19 protein-coding genes are annotated in these 19,118 nt (G+C 73.4%); 11 read left to right on the top strand and 8 right to left on the bottom strand.

The genetic code is table 11. From position 1 onward, the window contains the following. Nucleotides 1-132 precede the first annotated feature (132 nt). Nucleotides 133-2,034, bottom strand: coding sequence for an N-6 DNA methylase (locus tag O7622_RS18935; RefSeq protein WP_282309490.1), 1,902 nt, complete (start codon nucleotides 2,032-2,034; stop codon nucleotides 133-135). 99 nt (nucleotides 2,035-2,133) lie between these two features. Between O7622_RS18935 and O7622_RS18930 the strand changes: the two genes are divergently transcribed. From O7622_RS18930 to O7622_RS18920, 3 genes are all read left to right on the top strand, one after another. After that, complete coding sequence (locus O7622_RS18930) at nucleotides 2,134-2,703, top strand: DUF4352 domain-containing protein (protein ID WP_282309489.1); 570 nt, start codon at nucleotides 2,134-2,136, stop codon at nucleotides 2,701-2,703. A gap of 99 nt (nucleotides 2,704-2,802) precedes the next feature. Then, nucleotides 2,803-4,488, top strand: a complete 1,686-nt coding sequence (locus O7622_RS18925) for a DUF6119 family protein (protein WP_282309488.1) — start codon at nucleotides 2,803-2,805, stop codon at nucleotides 4,486-4,488. A gap of 98 nt (nucleotides 4,489-4,586) precedes the next feature. Continuing rightward, nucleotides 4,587-5,018: a hypothetical protein gene (locus O7622_RS18920; protein WP_282309487.1), complete on the top strand. Its 432-nt coding sequence runs from the start codon at nucleotides 4,587-4,589 to the stop codon at nucleotides 5,016-5,018. Here the strand turns inward: O7622_RS18920 and O7622_RS18915 are convergent. Continuing rightward, on the bottom strand, nucleotides 5,002-5,427 hold the full coding sequence (locus O7622_RS18915; protein WP_282309486.1) for a hypothetical protein: 426 nt from the start codon (nucleotides 5,425-5,427) through the stop codon (nucleotides 5,002-5,004). The genes O7622_RS18920 and O7622_RS18915 overlap by 17 nt on opposite strands. A gap of 80 nt (nucleotides 5,428-5,507) precedes the next feature. On the opposite strand from O7622_RS18915, the gene O7622_RS18910 reads away from it, so the two are divergent. Beyond that, entirely contained in the window at nucleotides 5,508-6,239 is a 732-nt protein-coding gene (locus tag O7622_RS18910) for a class I SAM-dependent methyltransferase (RefSeq protein ID WP_282309485.1), read from the top strand. A 38-nt stretch (nucleotides 6,240-6,277) separates the two neighbouring features. Next, on the top strand, nucleotides 6,278-7,168 hold the full coding sequence (locus O7622_RS18905) for an arginase family protein (protein ID WP_282309484.1): 891 nt from the start codon (nucleotides 6,278-6,280) through the stop codon (nucleotides 7,166-7,168). On the opposite strand, the gene O7622_RS18900 is transcribed toward O7622_RS18905, so the two are convergent. Then, complete coding sequence (locus tag O7622_RS18900) at nucleotides 7,169-7,582, bottom strand: NUDIX domain-containing protein (RefSeq protein WP_282309483.1); 414 nt, start codon at nucleotides 7,580-7,582, stop codon at nucleotides 7,169-7,171. A gap of 147 nt (nucleotides 7,583-7,729) precedes the next feature. Here O7622_RS18900 and O7622_RS18895 point away from each other — a divergent pair, with 147 nt between their 5' ends. Then, on the top strand, nucleotides 7,730-8,674 hold the full coding sequence (locus O7622_RS18895; protein WP_282309482.1) for a sugar phosphate isomerase/epimerase: 945 nt from the start codon (nucleotides 7,730-7,732) through the stop codon (nucleotides 8,672-8,674). Between the two features lie 75 nt (nucleotides 8,675-8,749). Beyond that, nucleotides 8,750-9,370, top strand: coding sequence for a class I SAM-dependent methyltransferase (locus O7622_RS18890; RefSeq protein ID WP_282309481.1), 621 nt, complete (start codon nucleotides 8,750-8,752; stop codon nucleotides 9,368-9,370). Nucleotides 9,371-9,442: 72 nt separating this feature from the next. Here the strand turns inward: O7622_RS18890 and O7622_RS18885 are convergent, their stop codons facing one another. Then, nucleotides 9,443-9,952, bottom strand: coding sequence for a pyridoxamine 5'-phosphate oxidase family protein (locus O7622_RS18885; RefSeq protein ID WP_091427041.1), 510 nt, complete (start codon nucleotides 9,950-9,952; stop codon nucleotides 9,443-9,445). Nucleotides 9,953-9,991: 39 nt separating this feature from the next. Continuing rightward, complete coding sequence (locus tag O7622_RS18880; RefSeq protein WP_282309480.1) at nucleotides 9,992-11,011, bottom strand: LacI family DNA-binding transcriptional regulator; 1,020 nt, start codon at nucleotides 11,009-11,011, stop codon at nucleotides 9,992-9,994. Between the two features lie 103 nt (nucleotides 11,012-11,114). On the opposite strand from O7622_RS18880, the gene O7622_RS18875 reads away from it, so the two are divergent. The 4 genes from O7622_RS18875 to O7622_RS18860 all read left to right on the top strand — a co-directional run bounded on the left by O7622_RS18875 (nucleotide 11,115) and on the right by O7622_RS18860 (nucleotide 15,503). After that, the gene (locus O7622_RS18875; protein WP_282309479.1) at nucleotides 11,115-12,266 is read left to right on the top strand and encodes a Gfo/Idh/MocA family oxidoreductase; all 1,152 of its coding nucleotides are present in this window, start codon (nucleotides 11,115-11,117) and stop codon (nucleotides 12,264-12,266) included. Further along, nucleotides 12,263-13,426, top strand: coding sequence for a dihydrodipicolinate synthase family protein (locus tag O7622_RS18870; protein ID WP_282309478.1), 1,164 nt, complete (start codon nucleotides 12,263-12,265; stop codon nucleotides 13,424-13,426). Before O7622_RS18875 ends, O7622_RS18870 begins: the two co-directional genes overlap by 4 nt. Further along, a complete protein-coding gene (locus O7622_RS18865; RefSeq protein ID WP_282309477.1) occupies nucleotides 13,423-14,262 on the top strand; it encodes a sugar phosphate isomerase/epimerase family protein in 840 nt (279 codons plus the stop codon). The genes O7622_RS18870 and O7622_RS18865 overlap by 4 nt, the downstream gene beginning before the upstream one ends. Before the next feature lie 74 nt (nucleotides 14,263-14,336). After that, nucleotides 14,337-15,503: an SGNH/GDSL hydrolase family protein gene (locus tag O7622_RS18860; protein ID WP_282309476.1), complete on the top strand. Its 1,167-nt coding sequence runs from the start codon at nucleotides 14,337-14,339 to the stop codon at nucleotides 15,501-15,503. A 142-nt stretch (nucleotides 15,504-15,645) separates the two neighbouring features. Here the strand turns inward: O7622_RS18860 and O7622_RS18855 are convergent, their stop codons facing one another. The 3 genes from O7622_RS18855 to O7622_RS18845 all read right to left on the bottom strand — a co-directional run bounded on the left by O7622_RS18855 (nucleotide 15,646) and on the right by O7622_RS18845 (nucleotide 19,108). Beyond that, nucleotides 15,646-17,577, bottom strand: coding sequence for a beta-propeller domain-containing protein (locus tag O7622_RS18855; protein WP_282309475.1), 1,932 nt, complete (start codon nucleotides 17,575-17,577; stop codon nucleotides 15,646-15,648). A 122-nt stretch (nucleotides 17,578-17,699) separates the two neighbouring features. Then, nucleotides 17,700-17,996 carry a MoaD/ThiS family protein gene (locus O7622_RS18850; protein ID WP_282309474.1) on the bottom strand — a complete coding sequence of 99 codons (297 nt, stop codon included), beginning with the start codon at nucleotides 17,994-17,996 and terminating at the stop codon, nucleotides 17,700-17,702. Further along, a complete protein-coding gene (locus O7622_RS18845; protein WP_282309473.1) occupies nucleotides 17,993-19,108 on the bottom strand; it encodes a sialidase family protein in 1,116 nt (371 codons plus the stop codon). Before O7622_RS18845 ends, O7622_RS18850 begins: the two co-directional genes overlap by 4 nt. Nucleotides 19,109-19,118 lie beyond the last annotated feature (10 nt).

Here is a 19,118-nt window from a genome sequence, read left to right as displayed (position 1 = left end):
CGAGCGTCAGCGTGTCGTTTCAGGCGGAGGATGCACGGCGGGCCACCGGCACCGGCCCGCAGGCTTCCGCATCTGTCACCGAAGCGCCGCCCCCGCGTCGGGTATCTGACGGAAGGAACGTCCGCCGGGGAATCATGTTGGCCCATCCGAGGGGCGAACCGCGCCACGGGCCAACCCGTCGGCGGTGAGCTGCACCAGTTCCGCCCCGAGCGCTGCCGCCTGCCGCAGCGCCGACTCGAACGCGTGCAGCCGCCGGAACGCCTCCCCGTAAGCCTCTTGTTCCTCCCGCGACACCCGCCGCACCTGCGCCCGCCGCACGTCGAACCGCAGCGTCCCCGACAGGCTCGACGCCTGCCGCTCATTCGTCGACGTCCGAAGCTGGCCTGCCAAAAACCACGAATCCAGCGCCGCCGGATTCGGCCGCAGCAGATACAGGTTGCGCCCCAACAGCGCACCCTCCGCCGTCACCACCCGCGCGGTGAGCTGCCGCGCGATCATCGGCACCACCACGTCCCCTGCGGCCAGCGCGATCTCCTGTCCGAGCCGCCCGTCGTCGCGACCCGAGGGTTCGCCGCCGCCCAAGACGTCCGGCACGGTCAGCACCGGCCTGCCGTCACCGGCGAGCTCACCGTCGTCGCCGGAAGCACCCCGGATCGGCCCGAGGAGTTGCAACGCGCCAGCCCGCACCAGTTCGCCGACCGTGAGGAACTCCCCCTGACCCTCGTCGGCTACGGACGTGACCTGCGGCATCAGCGTGGGCAGGTCGGCGACCACGGCGGCGAGGCGCTCGCGTGTGCGTACCAGATGTTCGCCTGTCGCCTCGCCTGCGACGGCGGGCTGGCGACGTGCGGGGGTGAGGTCGATCTCCTCGTCGAGCAGTTCGATGACCGGGACGGCGCGGGCGTAGCCGGGCTCGTCGACCTCGCCGTCGTTGGCGAAGAACCGCCAGGTGTCGAGGATCCGGGTGTGGTCGCCGGTGGCGGCGTCGACGAGCAGCGTCCGCGCCGGTGGCGGCGCGTCGGCCGGTGGACGGCGCAGCACCCACAGGTGCAGGGGTACGCCGTGCGGCGCGGCCGCCCCCGGTGGCAGCGCGATGACGGCGCGTAGCACGCCGCGGCGCAGCAGTTCGGCGCGGATGCGGCGGCCGGGGCGGCGGCCGGCCACGGCGGGGGGCATGAGGAGTACGGCGTGGCCGCCGGGGCGCAGGTGGGCCAGCGCGTGCTGGCCCCAGGCCAGCTCCGGTTCGGTACGTGGGGTGGTGCCGACAATCCAGCGGGGGTCGTGGCCGAGTTCCTCGTCGCCCCAGTTGCTGGCGCCGAAGGGTGGGTGGCAGACAACCGCGTCGAATGTGCGTCCCTGGTAGTCGTCGGCGCGCAGCGAGTCGCCGGTGGTCACCTCGCCCGGCACGTCGCGCAGCGCCAGCCACAGTCCGGCCAGCCGGGCGAGGTCGGGGTCGAGTTCCTGCCCGTGCGCGGAGGTGCAGCCGGCGCGGACGGCGGCGCGCAGTGTGGCGCCGGTGCCGGCGGCGGGGTCGAGGACGGAGCCGCCCGCGACGGCGGCGAGCCCGGCCATCAGGTCGGCGATGTCGTCGGGGGTGGCGTGCGGGCGAGCCGGTCCGGGGGCGGAGAAGCATTGCCAGAGCGCGTCGAAGGCGCCCTGTGGACCGAGTTCGTCGGCGAGCGCATCGACGTCCGGCGCCAGCGCCTTCAGCTGTGGGTCTGCCGGGCGGGTGGGGCGCTGGCCGCGTTGCCGGGCGAGCAGCCGGGCGCCGACGGCGGCCAGCCCGGCGGCCGGTGACGTGCCGGCCGAGGCGAGGTGCCGCCAGAGCCGGTCGGCGGTGGTGAGTTCCGGGAGCTTGCCTTGGGCGTGCAGCCAGCGCTCGACCTGGGCGAGGTCGAACTCGGGGCTGGTGGCGCTGCCGCCGACCGGCGCGGGGAAGTCGCCGTGCCGTTTGCGCCAGTTGCTGACGGCGGCCCGGCCGACACCGGCGAGCCGGGCGATCTCCGCTGCGGTGATTGTCGGTGTCTCCTGCACGTTCGGAGTGTGTCACACCTGTCAAGCATCGTGCCTGTTGACACCGTTCACAGATAATGCTCTTATTGACGCCGCCACGTTCACAGCAGGAGGAAAACGATGCGCAAGACCACCACGCTCGCCCTGATCGCCGGCGCCCTCGTCGTCCTGGGCTGCGGTGCCGGCACCACCGACGACGCCACCGGCAAGGCGGAGACCGGCACCGAGGCGGCCGCCGGTGACACCGACAGCGGCAAGGCGGCCGCCGGCAAGAGCGACGACAAGCCGAAGACCGCGAAGATCGGCCAGCCGGCCCGCGACGGCAAGTTCGAGTTCACCGTCAAGTCCGCCAAGTGCGGCGTCAGCAAGGTCGGCACGTCGACGTTCGGCGCCAAGGCGCAGGGCCAGTTCTGCCTGGTCACCGTCAACGTGAAGAACGCCGGCAAGGAGTCGCAGATGTTCGACGGCAGCAGCCAGAAGGCGTACGCCGCAAACGGCACCGAGTACTCCGCCGACGGTTCGGCCGCCATCTACGCCAACAAGAACGCCGAGACGTTCCTCAACGACATCAACCCCGGCAACCAGGTCACCGGCGTGGTCGTCTTCGACATCCCGAAGGGCGTCAAGCTCGCCAAGCTCGAGCTGCACGACTCGCCGTTCTCCGGTGGCGTGACCGTCTCCTTGAGCTGACCTGACCTGCGCCGGCCGGGGCGGGATCCGCGAACCCCGCCCCCCGGCGCTACTCCACCGCACCACCGCCAGCACGAGTCTCTACGCGAGGAGATCGACATGCGCAGTGCGAACAACCCGGACGACGACCGCGACCGTCAGTCGCCGCCCGGCACCTACCCGACGACTGTCTACCGGCTCACCGTTCCGGCCACCGACGACGGCATCCGTACCGCGCTCAACCTGGACTACCTGCGGCGGCACGACTTCGAGCCCGCGCCGCACCGGGTCCTCGACACACCGGCGCTACTGGTGCACGGCAGCGCGCCGCGTGACCGGGCCGAGTGGTGCGGCGTCCTGTCCGGCCTGGTCGGCGCGGACGTGACAATCGGCTACAGCAGCGGAGGCGGCGCCCTGCTGCTTGCGGTGGACGACCGGGCGTACGCCCTGACCTTCGGCACCCTGGGTCGGTTCATGATCGAGCCGGAGAAGGTGGACCCGACGTTCGGCGTCTCCTTCGCCGTGCGGACGCTTCAGCCCGACGGCATCCGCCAGGTCCGTCGCCGGGTGGTGGGTGCCAGCGGCCGGGTGGACCGCAGCATGGTCCCGGGTGGCCAGCCCATCTGGAGGTACGGCATCGACAAGTGGGGGGAGATCGTCGGACAGGTGTGCGGCCGCGTCGACAACCCGAACCTGACGGCGTGCCAGGCGGCACGCGGTTCGGTGAAGGTCGAAGGCAGCGACGCCCTGCGCATCCCTCTCGGCGTCACCCCCGAGCGGCTGGTCGCCGATCTCCGGGAGATCGACCGGGTGTGCCGGCAGGAGTCGCCGCTCGCCGACCTGGAGTTCATCGAGCAGATCCGCCCTCTGCGGCCCAACGATCCCCGGCACACGGCGCTGACCGAGGTTCTCGACCGGCGGCTGGGCCTTCCCGACCCTCCGGATGTCGGTGTCGCGGTGCCGGGCAGCCTGGTGGCCGACGTCGAGCACGTCGGTTCGTACCGCGTTCGGGTGCCCCGCACCGGGCAACGCCCGAGCGTGACCCCCGACCTGGACCTGGGGACCATCCTGTCGCACACCTCCCACGCCCTGGACGGTGACCGGTGGACCGGGCTGCGCAACGGCACGCTGACGCTCTACGCCGACGCCGCCGGTACCGAGGAGATGACATCGACGCCGGTGTCCCGGTGGATCACCGCCGAGGTCGCCGTCGGCGGCAGTCACATGCTGCTGCACGAGGGCCAGTGGTACGAGATCGGCGACCGCCACCGCGAGTTCCTGCGCCAGGAGGTGGCTCGCATCCTGAACCGGCCGCCCACCGTGGTGTTGCCGCCGTGGACGAAGGAGCTGGTGAACGAGGACTGCTACAACCGCGAGGCCGCCGAGAATCACCCAGGGCTGGTGCTGCTGGACAAGAAGCTCCTCCGCACCGGGCAGCACCCGCGAGGCGTCGAGGCGTGCGACCTGCTCGGGCCGAACGGTGAGCTGATCCACGTCAAGCGGGCGTCGGGCAGCTCGCCGCTCAGTCACCTCTTCGCGCAGGGCGTCACGTCGTTCGACGCGTTGCGCTACGACAACCAGGCGCGTAACCGATTCCGCGACTTGGTGCGCGCACAACCTGGCGGACCCGACCTGCCCGAGGACTTCCGCCCGCGCACCGTGGTCTACGCCATCGCTCTGAGCGGCGGCCGCGCCGTCACCGTGGATTCGCTGTTCACCTTCGCCCAGGTCGCGCTCTACCAGGCGGTGAAGACGCTGCGCACGGAGGGCGTCGACGTCGAAGTCGTCGCCATCCCGCCCACCTGACCGGCACCGTTTCCGGATCCGACCGCCCGGCGCGCCGCGCGCCCGCCGGGCTGGTCACCCCTGCCTGCCGCCGCGCCATCGACCGCCCAGGAGGAACGATGCGACCCGACGAGTTCCGCCATGCCCTGAGCCTGCTCCCCGCTCCCCTGCGCGCCCACGCCCTTCCGCTGGGCCGGTGTGCCTTCCACACCGCCTGCCCGCAGTGCCAGCGCGTCGGCGACGCTGTCACGCTCGCGCTTACCGCGGCCCACTACGGCCAGGTCGCCTCGGCCGGGCACCTCCTCGACAACGCCGTCCGGCTCGCCGAGGAACACGGCACCATCCGTCCCCCGCAACCCGATCCGTCACCCGGCCACGGCCTGCCCGTCCAGCGGACGGTGGCGCCCGCGCCGGTCGTCGCCGTGACCGGCGCCAGGCGGCGAGGCCGCACCGGTGGCATCGGGTACGCGACCGGACGGTGGACCCGCCGGGTCACCAGTCTCGGGCCCAGTCCGGCGACGGTACGACGGCGAGCTACGGTTCCCCGCTGATCGGCTCCAGCGCGTGCGCGATCCGCAGGTCCCCGTCGGCGGCGGCGTCGGAGTCGGTCAGCACCCGGCCGATGCTGCCGTCGGCGCTCACCAGCACCCACCGGTCGGGGTGGATGCCGCCGTCGTCGACGAGCGCCCGTACGCCGAACGCGCGGGCGAGGGTGACCGCGAGGTCATGTTCGCGCAGACCGGTGGCGTCGGCCAGCTCGGTGTCACCGGTGAGGATCCACCCGAAGCCCTCGTCCTCGTCGGGCGGCGTGAGCATCGCCACCGGCCGCGGGTCGTCGACGGCCCGGTCCTCGATCCGCCCGACGTACACGGCCTCCGGCGCGACGCCGTACTGCAACAACAGGAACGCGCGCAGGGCGTCCGCAGGTAGCTCGGCGTCGAAGTGGATCCGATACCGCACCCTCTACCCCTCTCCGAGGTTCGCAGGTAACGCGTCACAATGCTTGCCCTGGCAGCCCGCCGGGGAGTTGGCTGTCGGGTATGGCCCGCATCGCGTACCACGACGCCGACGCCGAGGCGTTCGCCGCGACCCGGCACCTCACCGAGGACGGTCTCACGGCCTGGCGGGCCGCCGTCGCCCGCCACCTCGCCCCGTGTCCCGGCATGCGACTGCTCGACCTGGGCGCCGGGACCGGCAGCTGGGCACGCGCGTTCACCGACTGGTTCACCGGCGTCGAGGTGGTTGCCGTCGAGCCGTCGGCGGCGATGCGCGCCCGGTGCGCGTTCGCGCCACTGGTCGCGGGCAACGCCGGACACATCCCGCTGACGGACGGGAGCGTCGACGGCGCGTGGCTGTCCACGGTCATTCATCACGTGCCCGACCTGGCCGTCGCGGCGCGCGAGCTACGCCGGGTGCTGCGGCCCGGTGCCCCGGTGCTGATCCGGTCCGCGTTCGCCGGACGGCACGAGGCGATCACGCTGTTCGACTACTTCCCCGAGGCCGTTCGCGTGCTGGACACGTACCCGGGCATCGCCGACGTCGAGGCCACCTTCGCGGCCGCCGGTTTCGCCACCGCGGCGGTCGAGCAGGTCCCGCAGGTCACCGCGCCGTCGCTGCGGGAGGCGGCGGCCGGCCTGCGACGGGAGGCGCACACTCCGCTTCAGCTGATCACCGACGCGGAGTACGCCGCCGGCGTCCAGCGGTTGCACGAAGCAGCACAGGCGCAGAGCGGCCGGGTGATCGACGCGCTGGACCTGCTGGTGCTGCGCTGATTCCGGTGTCGGGCCCCACCCACGGTTAGGGTGGGGCGATGGATCATCGTCAGTGGACGGTCGTCGGAGCGCCGTCGAGCGCCGGCGCCCACACCCCCGGGATCGAGCGCGCACCCGCCGCCCTGCGCGCCGCCGGTCTGCTCGACCTGCTGGGCGCCGACGTCGAGGACGCCGGTGACGTGCCGGGCTTCCGGTGGCGACCGGATCCGGCGTACCCGAGGGGTCAGAACGCGGGCGCGGTGGCCGCCGTCGCCTCGGCGGTGGCCGACCGGGTCGCGGCGGCGCTGGGCCGGGGGCGTGCGCCGCTCGTGCTCGGCGGCGACTGCACAGTCACTGTCGGCCTGGTCGCCGGCTGCGCGCGGGCCGGGCTGTCGCCCGCGCTGGTGTACGTGGACGGCGGCCCGGATCTCTACACGCCGGAGACCCGCGCGAACGGCAACCTGGACGCCATGGGGTTGGCGCACATGCTCGGCCTGCCGGGGACGCTGCCCGAGGTGGCGGGTGTCGGGCCGGCGGTGCCGCTGCTGTCCCCGGAGCGCGTGGTGGTGTACGGGGATTCGCTGCCCCGCGGTGACCACGAGCGGGAGCTGGTGGCGGAGCTGGGGCTGGCGTACGTGCCGGCCGACGAGGTGCACGCCGACGCGCGGGCGGCGGCGCGACGGGCCCGGTCGGTGGCCGAGGGCGCGGCCAACCGGTTCGTGGTGCACTTCGACGTGGACGTGCTGAGTTTCGTGGACGCGCCGCTGGCGGACGTGCCGGAGCCGTTCGGGCTCAGGCTCGACGAGGCGGCGGCGACGCTGGCGGAGCTGGTGGCGAGCCCGCGGTTCGCCGGGCTGTCGGTCACCGAGATCAACCCGGATCATCTGCCCGACGACGAGCTGCTCCCCCGATTCGCCGGCGTGCTGGCGGGGGCGTTGGCCGGGCGCTAGCTAGGCGGTTTCCGCGAGGTGCAGCGGCAGCACCTTGGCCGCGCTGACCGCCAGGTCGCGGTCGAGCACCTCGTCGCGGGGCACGAACACCATCGCTTGTCCCTCGCCGAGCACCACGTCCTCCTGCCGGGCGTCGGTGGCGCCGCGGAAGACGTACACGGTGACGGCGTGCGCGAAGCCGTCCTCGTGCGGGCGGGGGCCGCTCCACAGCAGGTGCAGTTCACCGGCGGTCAGTCCGGTCTCCTCGCGTAGCTCGCGGCGGGCGGCCTGCTCCGGGGTCTCGCCGGGCTCGATGCTGCCGCCGGGCAGGCTCCACTGGTACGGGGAGACGGGCGCGTTGCCGTCGCGGTGCTGCATGAGGATCGCGCCGGTCGGGTCGACGAGCAGGACGAGAGCGACGTCGTATGCGGCCACGCCCCCGAGCCTGCCACGCGGTACCGGCAACGCGCAGTACCGACTTTCCGCCACTCCGATCGAAAGTTCTATTCACGGCACCGAAAGCCATAGACATATCGACATGCCTTTTGTAGCGTCGGTCACAGGCGACGAAGGAGTGCGATCATGTGCTACGGATTCGACGGACACGCCGCGCTGCGGCAGTCGCTGGACCGGCGCGACCTGCTGCGCGGCACCCTGGCGGCGCTGGCCGGGATCGGGCTCGCCACCGGGCTCGGCGCGACTGCCGCGCAGGCGGGCGGCGGACACCACCACGGCCGGCGCCCGGTGCCGAAGGAGCTGATCAGCCTCCAGCTCTGGACGGTCCGCGACGCGCTGAACGGCCCTCCCGGCTACGACGCGACGCTGGCGCACCTGGCCCGGATCGGCTACCCGCGGGTCGAGCTGGCACTCGGCTACTTCGGCCGTACCGCGCGGGAGCTGCGCCGCTTCCTGGACGGCATCGGCATCAAGGCCAGTTCCAGCCACGACGGCATCGCCGCCGACGCCGCCGCGCTGGAGGAGAAGATCGCGAACGCCCGGACGCTGGGCCAGCGGTTCATGGTGGTGCCGTACCTGAACTCCGACCGCGAGGACGACTGGAAGCGCTGGGCGGAGCAGATGAACGTCGAGGCCGTCGCGGCGCGCAAGGCGGGCCTGCGGTACGGCTACCACAACCACGCGCACGAGTTCACCATCGACTTCGGCAACGGCCGGCGGCCGTGGGACGTGCTGACCGAGGAACTCGACCCGCGCCTGGTACACCTGGAGATCGACATCTACTGGGCGGTCACCGGCGGCATCAACTCCGGTGAGGGCGTCGACGACCCGGAGGGCTTCACGCTCGACGTGATCCGCTCGGCGCCGCAGCGGGTGTTGCAGTACCACGTCAAGGACCGCGACCCGGCCACCGGCGACATGGCCGACCTGGGCACCGGGATGATCGACTTCGCGCGGATCTTCCGGGGGCACCAGGTCATGGAGTACATCGTGGAGAACGACACCCCTGATGTGACGCCGCAGCAGACCGCCGCCGTCGGCTACCGCTACCTGCGCCGCCTACGGTTCTGACCTCCGGCGGGGCACGGACCGCCGCCGGACGTGACACGCTCGGGGGTGGGCCGGCGCCGACCGAGGGGGTACGCGATGAGCGACGAGCCGGACGACGTCCACTACGACCGCCTCTACCGGGCCACCGACCGGCCGCCCTGGGAGATCGGCGGCCCGCAGCCGGCGCTCGCCGCGGTCCTCGACACCGGGGTACGCGGCCCGCGCGTGCTCGACGTCGGCTGCGGCACCGGTGAGCTGGCGCTCGCGCTGGCCCGCCGTGGATACGACGTGACGGGTGTCGACATCTCACCGGCGGCGATCGACCAGGCCCGGGCCAAGGCGTCGGCGGCGGGCCTGCCGGTGCGCTTCGAGGTGTGCGACGCGACGGCGATCCCGGTGCCGCCGGTGCCGTACGATTCGGTGTTCGACTCCGGGCTGCTGCACTCGCTGGACCGGCGGGGCGCTGCCGTAGGCGACTACCTGGCTCTGCTGCCACGGCTGACCGCGCCCGGCGGTGCGGTGTTCGTGCTGGCGGTGTCGCCGGACGCGGGCGAGGGCTGGGGCCTGGACGCGGACACGCTGCGCGCGGCCTTCCCCGACCCGCTCTGGACGCAGGTGACGGTCGAGCGGATCGACGTGCTCGCCCGGGTGGGCGGCGCGGACCTGCGCCTGGCTGGCAATCTGCTCCGCGCCACCCGCTCCCCCGCCGGTCCGTAGCGCGCCTCGGCCGTAGGTGGCGGGCCGCGGGCGACGCCCGCCGCGACACCACCGCAAGGACGGCGAGCGGCGTCAGCGACGCCAGTGCTGGCGTGGGGCGTAGCCCTCGCGGCGCAGCCAGTGTTCGGTGTAGACGATGCGGTCGGCCTCGATCACGACAAGGGGGTCCTCGGGTGGCTCGGACAGCGACCGGCCCCGCTCGGCATGTTCGTTCTCCCAGCGGAACGCGGCCCAGTGGCGGGCCCGGTCGGGGTGCTCGGGGCCGAGCACCCGGGCGGTGCCGAACACCTGGGCGCCGCGGCTGCTCGCCAGGCCGACCAGCGGCGCGAAGACGCCGACCGACACGCGCGGGTCGGCGGCGATGTTGCGCATCTTCGGTGAGCGCGGCGCGGCGGTGAACATCAGCGTGAAGTCGAGCGGGTAGTAGCGCACCGGCGTGGCCAGCGGCCCGTCCGGCCCGGCGGTGGCGAGCACGCACATGTTCTGCGACGACAGCAGGTTGAGGATGCGTTCGGCGAGGCGGTCCCGGTCCAGCTTCCGCGTCGGCGTCGGTCCGGTCAGCCAGGGGTTCGTCAGCGGCACGTGGCGTCCTCGATCATGACGGCACCCTACCGGCCGGGCTCAGGCGACCGGCGCGGTGCTGGCCCGCATCACCACCTCGCCGGGCAGCCGCACGATCCGGCGGCGGCGACCGGCGTTCTCGGTCAGGGCCAGCTTCATCGCCTCCTCGCCGAGCCGGTGCAGCGGCAGCGCCACTGTGGTCAGCGGCGGGGTGAGGTCGCGTACGACCGGGATGTCGTCGAAGCCGGCGACCGAGACGTCGCCGGGCACCGACAGCCCGCGGTCACGCAGCGCCGCGTACGCGCCGACGGCCATCACGTCGGTGCACGCGAACACGCAGGTGGCGTCGAGCCCGCGGTCGAGCAGCTCGGTCATCGCCCGGTAGCCGCCGTCGCGGGTGAACGCCGCCTCGGCCACCGCGCCCGGGTCGAGCGTCACACCGGCGGCGGTCAGCTCGTCGCGGAACCCGCCGAGCCGGTCGGCGACTGTGGTCAGCTCGGGCGGGCCGGAGAGCACCGCGAAGCGACGGTGTCCCAGGCTGAGCAGCGCGCGGGCCAGCTCGGCGGCGCCGGCCCGGTTCTCCGGCAGGACGCTGTCGACCTTCAGGGTGCGGTGCCGGCTGACCACCGCGACCCGGCCGCCGCCGTCGAGGTAGGGCGCCAGCTCGGCGGCCACGGCCCGCTCCCAGCGGGGATCCTCGAATCCGGAGCCGATGAGCAGGATGGCCGGTGCGCGTTCGGCGCGCAGCATCGACACGTACGCGATCTCGCGTTCCGGGTCGCGGAACGTGCTGGCGAGCATGACCAGCAGGTCGTTGTCGGCGGCGACGCGCATGACGCCGCCGGCGACGGCGGCGAAGTAGGGGTCGGTGACGTCGTGGCAGACGACGCCGACGCTGCGGCGGGACGCGCCGGCCAGCGCGCGGGCGTGGGCGTTCGGGGTGTACGCGAGGCGCGCGGCGGCGGCCAGGACCCGGTCGTGCAGGTGCGGGGTGACGCGCCGCCCGTTGAGCGCCCGGGAGGCGGTGGCCAGGGATACGTCGGCCGCCCTGGCCACGTCTTCCAGCGTCACGTGCGACATCGATGCGTCTCCCTGCGGAACGTCTTGACCCGGTGTTCCCGCGTGGCTACGGTAGCACCCTGAAAGCGCTTACTGAAAGCGCATTCAGCTGCGGGGAGGCCCAGTGGAACGCACGTCCGTCGGCATCATCCTCAACGGCGTCACCGGCCGGATGGGCTACCGGCAGCACCTCGTCCGGTCCCTGCTCGCCATCCGCGACCAGGGCGGCGTCCCGGCCTGCGACGGCAGCCGCATCTGGCCCGAGCTGACCCTGGTCGGCCGCGACGAGAACCGGCTCGCCGAGATCGCCCAGCGGCACGGGCTGTCGGCGTACACCACCGACCTGGACGCGGCGCTCGCCGACGACGCCCACCGGATCTACTTCGACGCGCAGGTGACCACCGCACGGGAGAAGGCGATCCGGGCGGCGATCGAGGCCGGCAAGCACGTCTACACCGAGAAGCCGCTCGCCGAGGGGTTCCTCGCCTCGCTGGAGCTGGCCCGGCTCGCCGCCGCCAAGGGCGTCCGCAACGGCGTCGTGCAGGACAAGCTGTTCCTGCCCGGCCTGCGCAAACTCAAGCGGCTCGTGGACGGCGGCTTCTTCGGCCGGATCCTGTCCGTGCGCGGCGAGTTCGGCTACTGGGTGTTCGAAGGCGACTGGCAGGCCGCTCAGCGTCCGAGCTGGAACTACCGCGCCGAGGACGGCGGCGGGATCACGCTGGACATGTTCCCGCACTGGCACTACGTGCTGGAGCAGATCATCGCCCCGGTCACCGCCGTCACGGCTGTCACCGCGACGCACATCCCCGTACGCGTCGACGAGACCGGCGCCCGCTACCGGGCCACCGCCGACGACGCCGCGTACGGCATCTTCGAGCTGGCCGGCGGCATCGTCGCGCAGGTCAACTCCTCCTGGGCGGTCCGTGTGCACCGGGACGAACTGGTCGAGTTCCAGGTCGACGGCACGCACGGCAGCGCTGTCGCCGGGCTGCGCGACTGCCGCATCCAGCACCGTGGCGCCACCCCGATGCCGGTGTGGAACCCCGACCTGCCGGTCACCGAGCCGTTCCGCGCGCAGTGGCAGACAGTGCCGGACAACGGCGAGCACGACAACGCGTTCAAGGTGCAGTGGGAGGCGTTCCTGCGCCACGTCGTCGACGACGAGCCGTTCCCGTGGGACTTCCTGGCCGGCGCCCGGGGCGTGCAACTGGCCGAGGCCGGGCTGCGCTCGGCCCGCGAGGGGCGGCGGGTGCGGATCGAGGAGATCCCCGGGTGAGCACACGGATCACGCTGCCGGTTCCGGGCGGCGGCACCGAGAAGCTGACGCTGCGCGAACCGCCCGCCTGGCGCCGGCCGCCCACGCCGCCGGTCACCCGGATCGCGTACGCGGCGGCGCACGTCGTCGCCGACCCGTACGCCGACAACTCCCCCGGCCGCCCGGCGGAGCTGGACTGGGACGCGACGCTCGCGGTGCGGCGCGACCTGTGGTCGTGGGGCCTCGGTGTGGCGGAGGCGATGGACACCGCGCAGCGCGGGATGGGGCTGGACTGGGCGGCCACCCGCGAGCTGATCCGGCGCAGCGCCGCCGAGGCCGCCGCGTGCGGCGGGCGGATCGTCGCCGGGGCCGGCACCGACCAGCTCACCGGTGTCCCCGGCACGCTCGACGAGGTGGTCGCCGCGTATGCCGAGCAGGTCGCCGTGGTCCAGGAGTGCGGTGCCACGCCGGTGCTGATGGCCAGCCGGCACCTCGCCGCGCTCGCCGCCGGGCCGGACGACTACCTGCGCGTCTACGAGCGAGTGCTGCGCGAGGCAGGCACGCCGGTGGTGCTGCACTGGCTCGGCGACATGTTCGACCCGGCGCTGTCCGGCTACTGGGGTTCGACCGACCCGGACGAGGCCACCGCGACGTTCGCCGCGCTGGTGCACGCCCACGCCGACCTGGTCGACGGGGTGAAGGTGTCGCTGCTGGACGCCGGCCGGGAGGTGCGGCTGCGGGAACTGCTGCCGCCGACCGTGCGGGTCTACACCGGCGACGACTACCACTACCCGGAGCTGATCGAGGGCGACGGGAAGCGGTTCAGCCACGCGCTGCTCGGCGCGTTCGCGGCCATCGCCCCGGCCGCGTCGGCCGCGCTGGGACGGCTCGACGCGGACGACCGGGCCGGTTTCCGGACGATCCTCGACCCGACGGTGCCGCTGTCCCGGCACCTGTTCGGCCCGCCCACGCCGTACTACAAGACCGGCATCGCGTTCCTGTCCTGGCTCAACGGGCGGCAGCCGGGCTTCACCATGGTCGGCGGCCTGCACGGCGGGCGCGGCGTCCCGCACCTGGTCGAGGCGTTCCGGCTGGCCGACGCCGCCGGGCTGCTGCACGACCCGGACCTGGCGGCGCGGCGGATGCGCGCGTACCTGGACGTCGCGGGCGTCCCCGGATGACCGCCGACCCCCGGCTGGCGCGGCTGTCGCTCAACCAGCGCACCACGCAGCGCTGGTCGGTGGTCGAGGCGGTCGACGGCTGCGTGCGCGCCGGCATCCCGGCGATCGGGCTGTGGCGCGAGCCGGTGGCCGAGATCGGCGTACCGGCCGCGGCGCGGCTCGTCGCGGATGCCGGGCTGCGGGTGTCGTCGCTGTGCCGGGGCGGGTTCCTCACCGCCGCCGACGAGGCCGGACGGGTCGCCGCGCTCGCGGGCAACCGGCGCGCGATCGACGAGGCAGCCGAGCTGCGTGCCGCCTGCCTGGTGCTGGTCGTCGGCGGCCTGCCGCCCGGCTCCCGCGACCTGGCGGGTGCCCGGCAGCGGGTCGCCGACGCGCTGGCCGAGCTGGCGCCGTACGCCGGCGATCGGGGGGTACGCCTCGCGCTGGAGCCGCTGCACCCGATGTACTGCGCCGACCGGGCGGTGCTGTCCACGCTCGGGCAAGCGCTCGACCTGGCCGAGGCGTTCCCGGCCGAGCAGGTCGGCGTCGTGGTGGACACGTTCCACGTCTGGTGGGATCCGGACGTGTGGCGGCAGATCGCCCGCGCCGGGGCACGGATCGCGAGCTTCCAGGTCTGCGACTTCCTCACCCCGCTGCCGGCCGACGTGCTGCTGGGCCGCGGCATGATGGGCGACGGGCACATCGACTTCCCGCCGCTGCGCCGCGCGGTGGAGGCCGCCGGGTACACCGGTGACGTCGAGGTGGAGATCTTCAACGCCGAGGTGTGGGCCACCGACCCGGACCGGGTCCTCGCCACCATGATCGCCCGGTACGTGGAGCGGGTGCTCACCGACTGACCCAGCGTGACGAGTCCGGCCTGTCGGATAAATCAGGTGGCCGCTCCCCGGGATCCGGGGGCAGGATCGGGATCATGCCCTCCCCGCACATCACCACCCCGATCACCACCGACCTGCTGCGCGGCGCGCTCGACCTGGAACAGACAGCGGACGGGGTGCTGCCGCACCGGCTGCCCGCGTGGGCCCGGGCGCAGAACACCGACCCGCAGCTGACGACGGCGGAGGCGATGCCCTCGGGCGTACGGCTGGTGTTCCGTACCCGCGCCACGGTCGTGGAGCTGGACGTGCTGCCCACGAAGATGGTCTACCGGGGCACCGGGCCGCGTCCCGACGGCCGCTACGACCTGGTCGTCGACGGTCGTCTCGCCGGCCAGGCCACCGCCGACGGCGGCAAGGTGCTCACCATCGACCTGGCCGCCGGCACGTCCGGCGTCGAGCCGGGTCCGGTCGGCACGGTGCGCTTCACCGACCTGCCCGCCAGCGCCAAGGAGGTGGTGATCTGGCTGCCGCACCGCGAGATCACCGAGCTGGTGGCGCTGCGCACGGACGCGCCGGTCGAGCCGGCCGGCACGGGCGGCCGCCGGGTGTGGCTGCACCACGGCAGCTCGATCAGCCACGGCTCGGACGCGGAGAGCCCCACCGGCACCTGGCCGGCCGTGGCCGCCACGCTCGCCGGCGTGGAACTGGTCAACCTGGGGTTCAGCGGCAGCGCGCTGCTCGATCCGTTCACCGCCCGCGCGATGCGCGACACCCCGGCCGACCTGATCAGCGTCAAGATCGGCATCAACCTGGTGAACAGCGACCTGATGCGGCTGCGCGCGTTCGGCCCCGCCGTGCACGGCTTCCTGGACACGATCCGGGAGGGTCATCCGCACACGCCGCTGCTGGTCGTGTCGTCGGTCCTGTGCCCGATCCAGGAGGACACGCCCGGCCCCGGCGCGGTCGAGTTCGTCGACGGGAAGGTCCGGTTCCGGGCCACCGGCGACCCGGCCGAAGCGGCCACCGGCCGGCTCACGCTGCGCGTCATCCGCGCCGGGCTGGCCCGGATCGTGGCGTCCCGGGCCGGGGCGGACCCGAACCTGCACTACCTCGACGGGCTGGAGCTGTACGGCGAGGCCGACTACGCCGAGCTGCCGCTGCCCGACGAGTTGCACCCCGACCCGGCCGCCGACCGCCGCATCGGCGAGCGGTTCGCCGCGCTGGCGTTCGGCCCGAAGGGACCGTTCGCCGCAGCGGGATGACTGACGGCACCTCACGGCGTGGTGCGACCCGGGTCACGCCGCGCCGTGATCCGCCGGAGGTGCCGTGCACGGCGCCCGCCGCCGCGACGGGTCTGCCCCGGGTCGACGTCAGACCGGCGGCGGGTCTCCTCCTCCGTCGTTGTCAGGTCAGCGGCACCCAGGCCAGCGTGGCCATGCCGGACAGGGCGGTCGCCTTGAGACCGGCGTCGGAGACCGTCCAGAGCACACCGTCGATCATCAGGGAGCGGCGGATCGGCGTCCACTCACCGCCGTCGTCCAGAACGCCCGGATGGTCGACCACGCCGGCCACCGTGAAGCCCTTGTCGCCGATGCGCAGCGCCAGCACACCTCCGGACGGCGTGCCCTTGACGCCCTCGGCCCGGTCGGTGACCACGCCCGGCCGGGTCACCGGGATCACCACCAGGCGCTCGGGCGGCCAGTACAGGAACGCGTGCGGGTCGTTCTCCGCCTCGGACCAGCCGCCCGGGACGTGGTGCTGGGCGATCCGCGCCGGCCGGGCCGGGTCGGCCACGTCGAACAGCGACACCTGGGTGCCCGTCACCCGTCCCCGGTCGGTCGCGTCCTGCCCGACCCCGATCAGGCGGCCGTCGCCGGCCGGATGCAGGTACGCCGAGTATCCGTTGATCTTCAGCTCGCCGGTGACCCGCGGCGCGGCCGGGTCGCGCAGGTCCACGCCGTACAGCGGGTCGGTCTGCCGGAACGTGACCACGTATCCGGTGCCGCCGACGAACCGCACCGCGAAGATCTGCTCACCCTTGCCGAGGCCGGTGACCGCGCCGACCCGCTTCAGCGTGGCCCCGTCGGCACGCAGCACGTAGACGCCGGACTGGGAGGACCTTTCCCGCCCCCACGTGTCGCCGGTGGTGGTGGCGACCCGCAGGTGACCGTCCCACTCGGACAGCGCGTACTGGTCGATCAGCCAGCCGGGCACCGACCCGGCGGCGACGAAGCGTGGCGTGGCCCCCGCGGTGTCGAACTGGTAGATCTCGGTACCGGCGTCACGTGCCCCGGACGACCCGCCACGCCACGTCCGCCAGCGCTGGTCGTTGGCGACGTAGAGGCGCGGGCCGTTGCTGTAGACGGTCTCACCGTCGGCGACCACGGTGACCGGGTCACCGGCGCCGAGCGCGGACGCACCCAGGTCGAAGCTGAGCACCGTGACCATCGAGGCGCCGGAGAAGCCGGTCGGCCGGCTGACCCGGTCGCAGCCCACCCGTCCGGTGCCGACGGTCCGGACGCTGTCGCGGATCTCGTAGCGGGGCAGCCAGTCGTCGAGCGCGGCCTTGCCGATGATCGCCCGGTTGGCGGCGATCCGCTGGGCGTCCGTCTTGCGGTCGGACTGGTAGGGGAAGTCGAGCCGGGGCGCGGACCGGATCACCACGCGGGCTGTCGCGCCGGACTGCCGGGCGTCGACCAGGAGGCCGTCGATCCGGTACTCCCCGACCACACGGGGCGGTCCGGCGAGGTCCAGCAGGACCAGCCGGGCCTGCGGGGTCGTGCCCCGGCGGGTCTGCCCGCCGGGTACGGGGCCCTTGACGGTCCGTCCGGCGTGCAGCAGGACGAGCGCCCGGTCACCGTGCAGCAGCAGGCTCCCCTCGTCGCCGGAGAACCGCTCGGTATCGGGATCGAGCGCCAGCCGGCCGGTCACGCGGCGGCTCGCCGGATCGACCACCGACAGCACGCCCCGGGTGACCGTGACGATCCGCCGCCCGTCGGTCTTGACCAGGTCCGGTTCGTCCACACCGGCCTCGTGCACGTTGGTGCCGGAGTAGCCCGGCGCGGACGCCGACACCGCATCCTTGGCGGCGCCGCCGAGCGCCGTCGCCCGTTCCGCGCTGAACTGCCGGAGGACGTCCGGCCCGAAGCCCCACGGGCCGACCGCCGCCTTCGCGGCCGTGCGGAGCTGCCGCAGCGCCTCGTCGCAGCTGTCGAACGCCACCAGCCGCAGCCCGCCGGCCGGTACGACCTGCCCGGCGGGCGGCGGGTCGGCGGCAGGCGGATCGTCGGCCGGGGGTGACGCGGTGCAGCCGGCGAGAGCCAGCGCGGCGGCCATCGTCCATCCGAGCGTCCGGGATCCGTGACGGGTCATGCCGGTCAGACGTGGCGGTGACGGGCGCGGTTCCCGGCCCTGCCGCGCAACCGCCGATCGTGCCGCGCGACCGCCGATCGTGCCGCTCAACCGCCCGCCATGGCGCCGAGCACGATGAACGGCTCCTTGCCGGCGACCACCTCCTCCGGCAGCGGCGCGTCCGGCGACTCGTTGGAGAGGTCCAGCTCGCAGGCGTAGAAGCGGACGAACGGCCGGCGCTGCCCGCTGTGCCGGTCGCGGATCGTGCCGAGCAGCATCGGGTACGCGCTCTCCAGCGCGTCGAGCACCTCCCGCTGGGTGGGCGGCCCGGCCACCTCGACGCGTACCTCGCCGGTGACGTGCGCCAGGTTCTTCAGGTGCGCCGGCAGCACCACCCGGATCACGGCAGCACCTGGACCTCGACCGAGAGCACGGCCGGCAGGTCCCGCACGATCGGTGCCCACGTGTCGCCGCCGTCGGCCGAGTGGTAGACCTGACCGCCCGTGGTGCCGAAGTAGACGCCGCACGGGTCGAGCGTGTCGACTGCCATCGCGTCGCGCAGCACGTTGACGTAGCAGTGCGACTGCGGCAGCCCTTCGGTCAGCGGTTCCCAGCACTCACCGCCGGTGCGGCTGCGGTAGACGCGCAGCTTGCCCTCCGGCGGGTAGTGCAGCGAGTCGCTGGTGATCGGCACCACGTAGACCGTCTCCGGCTCGTGCGCGTGCACCGCGATCGGGAAGCCGAAGTCAGTCGGCAGGTCGCCGCTGACCTCCCGCCAGTTCGCGCCGGCGTCGTCGGTGCGCATGACGTCCCAGTGCTTCTGCATGAACAGCGTGTCCGGCCGGGACGGATGCTGGGCGAGCCGGTGCACGCAGTGCCCGACCTCCGAGTCGGTGTCCGGGATCTCGCCCGAGCGCAGCCCCTTGTTGATCGGCAGCCAGCTCGCGCCGGCGTCGTCGCTGCGGAACGCGCCCGCCGCCGAGATCGCCACGTAGATCCGGTCCCGGTCGGCCGGGTCGAGCAGGATCGTGTGCAGGCACATGCCGCCCGCGCCGGGCTGCCAGGAGGGACCGGTCGGGTGCTGTCGCAGGGCGGTCAGCTCGGACCACTTCTGGCCGCCGTCGGTGGACAGGTAGAGAGCGGCGTCCTCGCCGCCCGCGTACACGGTGTCGGGGTCGTGGCGGGACGGCTCCAGGTGCCAGATCCGCTTGAACTCCCACGGCCGCGGAGTGCCGTCGTACCAGAGGTGCTGCCCCACCTCGCCGCTGTAGGCGAAGTCGTTGCCGGCCGTCGTCCAGGTCCGGCCGCCGTCGTCCGAGCGCTGGATCAGCTGCCCGAACCAGCCGCCGGACTGGGACGCGTACAGCCGGTCCGGTTCGACAGGCGAACCTGTCAGGTGGTATATCTCCCAGCCGCCGAAGTGCGGCCCGTCGACGGTCCAGTCGTCGCGCTTGCCGTCCGAGGTCAGGATGAACGCGCCCTTGCGCGTGCCGACCAGTACTCGTACGCCGCTCATGTCTCGTCCT

The organism is Micromonospora sp. WMMD1076 (genome assembly GCF_029581475.1).
GTDB classification, from domain to species: domain Bacteria; phylum Actinomycetota; class Actinomycetes; order Mycobacteriales; family Micromonosporaceae; genus Micromonospora; species Micromonospora aurantiaca.
Note: the sequence above shows the minus strand (reverse complement) of the source record. Positions and strands in the feature narration are given on the sequence as shown.

What these genes read in the sequence shown, in the direction of transcription:
- O7622_RS18905 (WP_282309484.1), top strand. Translation starts at nt 6,278, where the DNA reads ATGGATCATCGTCAGTGGACGGTCGTCGGAGCGCCGTCGAGCGCCGGC.
- O7622_RS18890 (WP_282309481.1), top strand. Translation starts at nt 8,750, where the DNA reads ATGAGCGACGAGCCGGACGACGTCCACTACGACCGCCTCTACCGGGCC.
- O7622_RS18910 (WP_282309485.1), top strand. Translation starts at nt 5,508, where the DNA reads ATGGCCCGCATCGCGTACCACGACGCCGACGCCGAGGCGTTCGCCGCG.
- O7622_RS18920 (WP_282309487.1), top strand. Translation starts at nt 4,587, where the DNA reads ATGCGACCCGACGAGTTCCGCCATGCCCTGAGCCTGCTCCCCGCTCCC.
- O7622_RS18860 (WP_282309476.1), top strand. Translation starts at nt 14,337, where the DNA reads ATGCCCTCCCCGCACATCACCACCCCGATCACCACCGACCTGCTGCGC.
- O7622_RS18845 (WP_282309473.1), bottom strand. Translation starts at nt 19,108, where the DNA reads ATGAGCGGCGTACGAGTACTGGTCGGCACGCGCAAGGGCGCGTTCATC.
- O7622_RS18865 (WP_282309477.1), top strand. Translation starts at nt 13,423, where the DNA reads ATGACCGCCGACCCCCGGCTGGCGCGGCTGTCGCTCAACCAGCGCACC.
- O7622_RS18925 (WP_282309488.1), top strand. Translation starts at nt 2,803, where the DNA reads ATGCGCAGTGCGAACAACCCGGACGACGACCGCGACCGTCAGTCGCCG.
- O7622_RS18855 (WP_282309475.1), bottom strand. Translation starts at nt 17,577, where the DNA reads ATGGCCGCCGCGCTGGCTCTCGCCGGCTGCACCGCGTCACCCCCGGCC.
- O7622_RS18895 (WP_282309482.1), top strand. Translation starts at nt 7,730, where the DNA reads ATGTGCTACGGATTCGACGGACACGCCGCGCTGCGGCAGTCGCTGGAC.
- O7622_RS18930 (WP_282309489.1), top strand. Translation starts at nt 2,134, where the DNA reads ATGCGCAAGACCACCACGCTCGCCCTGATCGCCGGCGCCCTCGTCGTC.
- O7622_RS18880 (WP_282309480.1), bottom strand. Translation starts at nt 11,011, where the DNA reads ATGTCGCACGTGACGCTGGAAGACGTGGCCAGGGCGGCCGACGTATCC.